General features: G+C 51.2%; 8 protein-coding genes. All 8 read right to left on the bottom strand.

The features are described from left to right. Positions 1-135: 135 nt before the first annotated feature. On the bottom strand, positions 136-702 hold the full coding sequence (locus QVO39_RS00585) for a DJ-1 family glyoxalase III (protein WP_021902567.1): 567 nt from the start codon (positions 700-702) through the stop codon (positions 136-138). Between the two features lie 24 nt (positions 703-726). Then, a complete protein-coding gene (locus QVO39_RS00580; protein ID WP_021902566.1) occupies positions 727-1542 on the bottom strand; it encodes an energy transducer TonB family protein in 816 nt (271 codons plus the stop codon). A 3-nt stretch (positions 1543-1545) separates the two neighbouring features. Next, positions 1546-1956: an ExbD/TolR family protein gene (locus QVO39_RS00575; RefSeq protein ID WP_018028813.1), complete on the bottom strand. Its 411-nt coding sequence runs from the start codon at positions 1954-1956 to the stop codon at positions 1546-1548. Further along, positions 1953-2675 (bottom strand): MotA/TolQ/ExbB proton channel family protein, encoded by a 723-nt coding sequence (locus QVO39_RS00570; protein WP_021902565.1) that lies wholly within the window; start codon positions 2673-2675, stop codon positions 1953-1955. The genes QVO39_RS00575 and QVO39_RS00570 overlap by 4 nt, the downstream gene beginning before the upstream one ends. A gap of 17 nt (positions 2676-2692) precedes the next feature. Next, complete coding sequence (locus QVO39_RS00565) at positions 2693-3415, bottom strand: pyridoxine 5'-phosphate synthase (RefSeq protein WP_021902564.1); 723 nt, start codon at positions 3413-3415, stop codon at positions 2693-2695. Positions 3416-3428: 13 nt separating this feature from the next. Beyond that, positions 3429-4640 carry a bifunctional 3,4-dihydroxy-2-butanone-4-phosphate synthase/GTP cyclohydrolase II gene (locus tag QVO39_RS00560; protein WP_021902563.1) on the bottom strand — a complete coding sequence of 404 codons (1212 nt, stop codon included), beginning with the start codon at positions 4638-4640 and terminating at the stop codon, positions 3429-3431. A 19-nt stretch (positions 4641-4659) separates the two neighbouring features. Beyond that, on the bottom strand, positions 4660-6759 hold the full coding sequence (locus QVO39_RS00555; RefSeq protein WP_021902562.1) for an LptF/LptG family permease: 2100 nt from the start codon (positions 6757-6759) through the stop codon (positions 4660-4662). A 78-nt stretch (positions 6760-6837) separates the two neighbouring features. Beyond that, on the bottom strand, positions 6838-8623 hold a 1786-nt coding region (locus tag QVO39_RS00550; RefSeq protein WP_288171229.1), incomplete at its 5' end, for a glycoside hydrolase family 2 protein.

Raw genomic sequence — 8623 nt, 5'->3', positions numbered from 1 at the left:
AGCCCCATTTGGCCACTCTGGTAACTGCCCATCTAGCTAAAAAGCTAGCAAAGTCTTAGTATTGATAAGGAGTAGCACCCCTTTATCTAACGCAAAGTTACGAATATATCACGAGATACCAAAATATTTGACCAATTAATCGTCAAGGTCCTCGGTAATGAGAAGGCCATTGGCTACCTCTAAGGCCTTATCGTACCCAACGAGCTCACCCACAATGGCGGCACCGAAGTTGAAGACATAGCCTGGGCCACGGCCAGTGATGATCTGACCATCAACGACGGCTGGTTTCTCCTTGTACTTCGCCCCCTTCAGCTCCTCTTCAAAGCCGGGGTAAGCAGTTGCCTTCTTTCCCTCGAGAAGACCCATACGCCCAAAGACTAGTGGCGAAGCACACATCGCAGCGATATGCCTACCCGCCTCAAGGTGACGAGTGATGATCTCTCTGAGCAGCTCGCACTCATATAGATTAGTAGCTCCAGGCATACCGCCAGGAAGAGCAACAGCATCTACCACCTCATCCTTCACCTCCTCAATAGTATAGTGAGCCGTAAGCTGTAATCCGTGCGAAGAGGTGAACTCCTTCGTAGGATTGATAGAAACGAAATAGGCATCAATGCCACCTCGCTTTAGCGTATCATAAGTACCAACGGCCTCGGTCTCCTCAGTGCCATTGGCCACAAAAATATAAACTTTCTTTGTCATAGTCATCTCGTCTTATAAGGTTCATTAATTAAGTTGGAAGCGGTAGGTAATGGTACCCGTTTGAGTATTCGTCTCATCTACCGCATTGAATCTCGTAGCTAAAGCTGCCTTTCGGGCACTTTTCCTCAACGATTCATTACCTGTCGTGGTACCTGGTCCAATCTCTGCTTTTAGCACCTTGCCTGAGGGGTTTACATAAATTATCACCACGACCACCCCCTCCTCCTGTACCGTGTAGCTAGGTCTTTGCAAAGCAGTTCCTGCAGCCAAACCACGACCAGCTAGAGAGAAGCTACCAAATCCACCCACTCCAGCATTGGCACCACCCGAGGTGACGTTACCATCGGGCGAACCAGCTCTACCTGCGGGTGCCATTGGGTCGCTACCCGTGCCACTACTCCCTGTATTTCCAAAGGCGCCAGAGACATTCTTTCGGATCGCCTCACGTTTACGTGCCGCCTCTTGCTCCTCACGCTTACGCTGCTCCTCTCGCCTCTTTTGTTCCAGTCGGCGACGTTCCTCCGCATCATTCTTCTTAGGCTTTTCAGGAGCCTTCACCTCGGGAGCCTCGGGCGTCTCTTGTGTCAAAAGCCCATTCTCCTCCACCTCAGGCATAGGCTCGGGTGACACAGGCTCAAAGTCGGGCTCCAACTGATGTGGCATAAACATACCCGAGGCGAGGGGCGTATCACCGATATTGACCAGTATTCCACCGCCCTCCTCAGGCACCTCAGACTTAAGGAACAAAAAGAGAAGCAAGACTATTGCCACCGCATGGATAGCAATGGTTGTCACCAACGCTATCGCACGATACTTATTATTCTCTTTCTTACTAGGCATAGTTTACTCCAAGGCTCTCGTAGCCAAAACCATCTGATAGTGGTTTTCGACTGCTATATTGAGCAGCTTCACAATCTCACGATAAGGCACCTCCTCATCGGCATAAAGTGCCACATACATATCCGGATTGGCCTGCTTTGTCATCTCCAAATAGGGAGCGATCTCCTCAAAGGTCACAGCCCGATCCTCCTCACCTTCCATTCCCACGAAGTACTGCAGGTCAGAAGTCAGTACAATGCGTGTAATCGCTCTAGGAGTGGTCTGCTGGCTCGACCGTGGCAAAGTCACCTTAAGGGCACTCGGCACCACAAGCGTGCTGCTCACCATAAAGAATATAAGGAGTAGAAATATGGTATCCGTCATAGATGCCATACTAAAGAACTCCATTGCTTTGCTCTTACGCTTCAGTTTCATCTCCCTGATGGCTCATTAATAAGGTCCATAAACTCTAGTGCCTCTTGCTCCGACTTCGTGATCACCTCATCCACCTTAGTAGTGAGATAATTGTAAGCAAAAAGAGCCAAGATACCGACTACAAGACCGCCGACGGTACTGACCAACGCCTCATAGATACCGCCGGAAAGAAGGCTAATATCCACAGCCGAACCAGCATTTGCCATATTGAAGAAAGCCTTAATCATACCAGTCACCGTACCCAAGAACCCGATCATAGGAGCTCCAGAGGCCACCGTAGCCAGTACCGGAAGTCGCTTCTCCAGCTTTGCCACCTCGATATTCCCCACATTCTCAATCGCAGCAGAGATATCGGCCATTGGGCGACCCAGTCTTTGGATTCCCTTCTCCACCATCTTGGCACCTGGGGTTTGCTTACTTTGGCAAAGGTCCAGAGCCGATTGTATCTTACCCTCACGAATATAGTCACGTATCTTGCTGGTAAAGTCGTCGTCCTTCTTAGTCATACTCTTGAGCAAAAGGAGCCGCTCCACAAATACATAGAGAGCAATTAGAGAGAGGATCAAAAGCACCAGCATCAACCATCCTCCCTTCGTTGCTAGTTCCCAAATTGATATCTCACCCACACCATTCGCTACTGCGGCGGTTCCACTTGCCGAAAGGTCGGGCATCGCATTATATAGGGTATCACCAGCCACTTGAAGTATTGTACTTAGCATAAAATCAATTAAATATATTATTTCCTTTGTTTCAAACAATCCAAATACCGCCTTACCGTCTCCTCGAGCCCTAGATACAAAGCATCACAAATCAAGGCGTGTCCGATAGAGACCTCTGCTAGATTGGGGAGACAATTATCAAGGAAAGCAAGGTTGTGCAAATCGAGGTCGTGACCTGCATTGAGCTCCAAGCTCACCTCCTCTGCCACCTTAGCAGCACGAACAAAAGGTGCCACCGCAGCTTCTCTATCAATATGATAATTGGCAGCATAAGGCTCCGTATAAAGCTCCACCCTATCCGAGCCCACTTCCTTAGCAGCACGGATATTATCCGCATCCGTATCCACGAAAATAGAGCTTCGGATCCCCCTCTCGTGCAACTGCCCAATAATCTCACTGAGGAAATCAAAGTGCTCACGCACCTGCCACCCCGCATTACTTGTCAAGACCCCAGGTGGGTCTGGTACCAGCGTCACCTGAGTAGGCTGCACATCGAGTACCAGTTTCATAAATTCAGGCGAAGGGTAGCCCTCGATATTGAATTCCGTTGTGACCACCTTCTTCAGGTCGTACACGTCGGCATATCTAATATGCCGCTCATCGGGGCGAGGGTGCACCGTGATCCCCTCCGCTCCAAAGTGCTCAATATCCTTCGTTACCTGTATCAGGTCCGGATTATTGCCACCCCTGGCATTTCGTAGAGTGGCTATCTTATTGACATTTACACTCAGTCTTGTCATACCGACTCCTTTCTTAAAGCTTAGAGAGGTGATGCCCCATCTTATTCTTCTTAGTCAGGAGATAGTCGTGATTGTACTCATTAGGCTTTATCTCAATCGGCACAATCTCCACCACTTCCAGCCCAAAGCTCTCCAGTCCGATCCGCTTCACAGGGTTATTGGTCATCAAACGCATCTTCTGCACTCCTAGCTGTCTGAGGATTTCGGCACCTACCCCATAGTCACGTTCATCGGCTCTACATCCTAGGTGTAGATTGGCTTCCACCGTATCCAGGCCTTGCTCCTGAAGCTTGTAGGCAGCGATCTTATTCATCAGACCGATACCACGTCCCTCTTGCTGTAAGTAGACAATCACACCTCGGCCTTCCTCTTGCACCTTACGCATTGCCTCGTGGAGTTGGTCGCCACAATCACAGCGGTAAGAGCCAAAGATGTCCCCAGTGATACAACTGCTATGCATACGCACCAAGACCGGCTCAGAAGTAGATACATTGCCTTTAACTAGAGCCACGTGCTCCATTCCATTGCTCTTTTGTTTGAAAGGAACCACCCTAAAATCACCATAAGCTGTTGGCAATTGTGCCTCCTCACCCTTCTCCACGATACTCTCCGTGCGAAGGCGGTACTTAATCAGGTCAGCAATCGTGATGATCCGCATGCCATACTTCTCCGCAATCACCTGCAACTGAGGCATACGCGCCATCGTACCATCCTCATTGATGATCTCAATCAGACACGCAACGGGCTGTAGCCCTGCCAACTTACACAAGTCCACCGAAGCCTCCGTATGCCCAGCTCTTCTCAGCACTCCCTTGCTCCTCGCCCTAAGTGGGTTGATATGGCCAGGGCGTCCAAAGTCCGAAGCTTTGGTTTCGGGGTCGGCAAGAGCATTGATCGTCGTAGCACGGTCATACATAGAGACCCCTGTGGTCACCCCCTTACCATTCAGGTCTACCGTTACGGTAAAAGGGGTTTCATACTGCGAAGTATTATCCGCCACCTGCAGAGGGAGCTCCAGTTCGGCACAGCGCTCCTCCGTCATAGGGGCACAGAGCACGCCCCTTCCGTGGCTCATCATAAAGTTGATAATCTCAGGAGTCACCTTTTCCGCAGCGATGATAAAGTCCCCCTCATTCTCCCGATCCTCATCGTCCACCACGATCACTATCTTCCCGGCTTTAAAGTCCTCGATAGCCTCCTCGATTGTACTTAGCTTAAATTCCATTTCTACACTCTATATTGTATTAGTTATTTAGTTTTGCTCTCTCAATATCCACCAGCAGCACCTTATTATACTGCCGAATGGCTTTCACCCCCCTAATATACCTTTTATTTCGCAGAATATAAAGCAGATAGCAGAGACCACCCACAGGGAAAAGCCACATCAGTAGCCCATTGACCCCTCTTTTAGTCGTCCGCCACTCCCTTATCAAATACCTCAGATAAGGATACCCCTCCAAGTGATCCACCAGCGAATAGTCCCGGCTATGCTTCAGGTGTCCCACCAATTGCTCCACCTGCCGATAGAGCTCTCTCCTTTGGGCAAAATAGGCCTCATTCCTAAAGAATTGCCCATATCCTAGTCTTCCCGCCTCCAATTGCTCCTTTGCCAGCTGATCCAAAGCCAAAACCTGCTCCCTTGCCAGCTCATAATCCACCGACTCCATAGTCACCTCCTTGTACTCCACCGTTCGCTTGGTACGAGGGCCCCACAAAGAGCGTAGCTGAGTGATGAAGTCCACATTCCAGCGATTGGTATCCCTCGACGCCACCACACAGAGGAGCACCCCCACAGGCACCAAGACCATATTGGGTAGCCACATACCCACCCACGTGAGGAGCGTCCCCTCACGAGCCATTTTGATGCCAAAGGTCTCCAGAATATAAAAGAAAATAAAGAGGAATACCGCCACCAAGAACGGCAATCCCATTCCCCCCTTTCGGATCAAAGCACCCAGAGGAGCACCGATCAAGAAGAAAGCAATACAGGCAACCGGATAGGTCAGCTTCCGCCAATACTCCGACTCATTTTTCCGAAGCAAGTCCACATCCTCCCGCATCTCCTCCACCGTAAAGAAGGTCTCATTCTGCACCCTCGTCACCTGAGAAATGGCCGAAGCATAAACGCTACTCGCCGTGCTTGCTCCCACAGCGCTCAGCTTCTTCCCCACATCAAAGGACGCGTAAGCCACCTTTGTTTTCTTTGCCTTCTTTAGCGTCGGCGCCTTCACCTCCTCACTAGACACCACCTCCGCCTCCGATAACGACTCAGCATAGGTATCCTCCAATTGCTCCAGCTCCTCCGAGTAGTTCCCCTCAGCATCACCACTCTCCGAAGAAGTCCGCTCCACAGCCCTCTTCATCTGCTCCATACTCTCCTCCCGAAGCGACTCCTGAAGCGACTCTGGTTCACTCGACTGCCCCACCATCTGATACCCCAGCCTCTGAGTGCTATTTTGCATGCCTAGGAGCGCCAAAGAGTCGATTTCCACCCGTAGCGAATCAGTATATGCCTTCAATTGTCGCATATCCTTACCCACAAACTGACTGGTGAGGATCGATTCATCCACCATACTCAGGTCGGTATTAAAGGGGATATGCAGCTCCTTGTACCCAAAGCGCTCACGCAAAAAAGGGCGATCCTCCGAAGTCTGATAGTAGCTCCCTTGCCCCTTCAGGTTTTGAAACGACTCCCCATGATACAGCTCCAGGATCAGCTCCTGCCCCTTGGGCGTAGAGTAGAGGCGACCACTATCTGCCACTACCACCATCGCCTCATCAAAACCCTGTGAAAAGTCGTACAGCATCAGCCCATAGAGCATCTTCCGCTTATTATCCTTTTTCTCCACGAAGATACTGTAGTTATCCACCCCCTTATAGAAAGCTCCCTCAGGGATCGCCAGCTCGGGCGACTTATTTTTGATCGAGAAGTAGTATTGCCAAAACTTCACCTGGCTCTGAATCATCCAGTCGTTTTGAAAAACGAAAAGCCCCATCGCCAGCACCACCACAAAGTAAAAGGCTGGCTTCAATATCTTGTAGAGCGGGATACCCGCTGCCTTCATCGCCAGCAGCTCCATCCGCTCCCCGAGGTTACCAAAGGTCATCAGCGACGCCACCAGCACCCCTAGCACCAGTGCCAGCGGAACCATCGTCATAGAGGCAAAGAAAAGCAGGCGAAGAAGTACTAGGCCATCCACCCCCTTCCCCACCAGCGTACCGACCGACTGCCAGAGAAATTGGATCACCACCACAAAGAGCGACACCGAAAACCCCGCCAGCAATAGCGGGATAAACGTCTTGACAATATATGTATAGAGCCTCTTAGGCCGCCATCTCTTCATCACTCAGCAGATAGATCTACTTCACCACACCCCTCACCCCCTCGGATTCAGCTACAAATTTAGCAAAAATCCGCTTCATCACCTAGCTAGTATATCATTGAGTGAAGTGAGCCGAAGCATCTCCACACCCACCACCTCATCTATCGCCGAGTGGGTGATCTCAATGGTATAAGGCCTATTCGGAAGCAGGTCAAAGAAGTTGTCGCTATACTGAGCCCCTTGCCAAGGGGTCTCCACAAAGAGCGACTTGACCAAAACAGGACTGCAAAGAGTCACTCTCAGTCGCCCCTGCGATGCCTCAAGCGAGATGGAAGGGGCCGCCTTCGGCAGCTGCATCTCCTTCGGCAAGGTAGGGAAGAAAAGGTTCCGCGCCAATAGCTTCTGCCCCGCCTTTAGCTCCAGCTCCACAAAGAGTTGCCCCCCACACTGCTCTAGCTTTTCCTTTGCTAGCTCCCCCTCCTTTTGACTAAATGGATAGCGTTCGCTCCGAAAGCTAAATTGTTCCGTCCAAAGTTGCCGACCAAAGTAGTCCAGCCCCTTCAATTCCACCACTAGAGGCCCAAGCTCAGGCTTCAATACCTCGTCCGAAGCGACCCAAATCGCACCCTCCACCAAGTCCACAATATAAGGGGCATACGCCTCCCGCACACGGTAGTGTAGTGCCTTGTGATTGCCCCAATAGTCCACCCCCGACCAGCTTACCGTAGGCCATACATCATTGAGTTGCCAGTAGAGGCTCCCGCTATTGAGCGGATAGGCACGCCTCAGGGCACGGATCGCATAACCCATGCCATCGCCCTGTAGCAACTGCCCCACATAGATATAGTCTACAAAGTCCTCAGGCACAGGATAGGCACGCAATAGATAGTCGGTAATCCGCTGATTACCCACAAAGGAGCGCTGCCGATTCTTCAGGATCGGGCTCTCAATCGTCAGCCTTTCCACCTGCACACCAGGAGCAAAGCTCTCCACCGTCTTTCGCTCGGGAAATGCCTGAAAACCATATTCCGAGGCAAAGCGACCTGGATTTTGGTCGAATTCCTTAAAATCCTTACCTCCAAACCATACCCGCCAATTATGCGAATCTCCCTTCAGAAAGCTCTCTGGTCTTCCCCAATTAGAGCTCACGGGCGAACCGTGAATATAGGCCACATCGGGCACCAACACCTTCAACTTCTGAGGAATCCATTCCCTAAAGAGAGCATCATACCCCGTCAGCATCTCCCGATACTCTTCATCGCTATAGCCGTAGCTCCGTTGCCAGCCCCAATGCTTCAACCCCTCTAGCACCTCATTATTGCCACAGAGGAGGGCGAGCGAAGGGTGCTTCCGCAATCGCTTCACCTGATCCTCTAGCTCCATCTCCACCGATGCCCTAAAGGTAGGATCACTCGGGTAGGCGGTACAGGCAAAAGGGAGGTCCTGCCACACCAAGATGCCATAACGATCTGCTAGCTGGTAAAACTCCTCGGACTCGTAGATACCCCCGCCCCATACACGTAGCATATTGAAGTGCAGGGGCAAAATATCCTCTTGAAACACCTGCTCCAACGTACGACCACCACCCCCCATCCAGCGGTCGTGAGGCAGATAGTTAGCCCCCTTCACATAAAGCGGACGCCCATTCACCACAAACTGAAAACGCTCCCCCTCGACATCCTCACTCCGGTCCAATTGGATCTCGCGAATCCCAAAGAATGTGGTATCCCGCTCCAAGACTGTCTCCTCAGCTCCACCCTTCACCAGTGTCCGCACCACTTGATAGAGCGGTTGCTCCCCCCACCCTCTCGGCATCCAGAGGCGGGGATTTTCTACCCCCATAGTGAGTTGCGCTCCCTCTCCGCTAGAGAGCCGTTGCCCCTCG

This window comes from Porphyromonas sp. CAG:1061 (assembly GCF_000435035.1).
Classification (GTDB): domain Bacteria; phylum Bacteroidota; class Bacteroidia; order Bacteroidales; family Porphyromonadaceae; genus Porphyromonas_A; species Porphyromonas_A somerae.
This window is presented reverse-complemented; position numbering and strand designations above follow the sequence as displayed.

What these genes read in the sequence shown, in the direction of transcription:
- QVO39_RS00585 (WP_021902567.1), bottom strand. Translation starts at nt 702, where the DNA reads ATGACAAAGAAAGTTTATATTTTTGTGGCCAATGGCACTGAGGAGACC.
- QVO39_RS00580 (WP_021902566.1), bottom strand. Translation starts at nt 1,542, where the DNA reads ATGCCTAGTAAGAAAGAGAATAATAAGTATCGTGCGATAGCGTTGGTG.
- QVO39_RS00575 (WP_018028813.1), bottom strand. Translation starts at nt 1,956, where the DNA reads ATGAAACTGAAGCGTAAGAGCAAAGCAATGGAGTTCTTTAGTATGGCA.
- QVO39_RS00570 (WP_021902565.1), bottom strand. Translation starts at nt 2,675, where the DNA reads ATGCTAAGTACAATACTTCAAGTGGCTGGTGATACCCTATATAATGCG.
- QVO39_RS00565 (WP_021902564.1), bottom strand. Translation starts at nt 3,415, where the DNA reads ATGACAAGACTGAGTGTAAATGTCAATAAGATAGCCACTCTACGAAAT.
- QVO39_RS00560 (WP_021902563.1), bottom strand. Translation starts at nt 4,640, where the DNA reads ATGGAATTTAAGCTAAGTACAATCGAGGAGGCTATCGAGGACTTTAAA.
- QVO39_RS00555 (WP_021902562.1), bottom strand. Translation starts at nt 6,759, where the DNA reads ATGAAGAGATGGCGGCCTAAGAGGCTCTATACATATATTGTCAAGACG.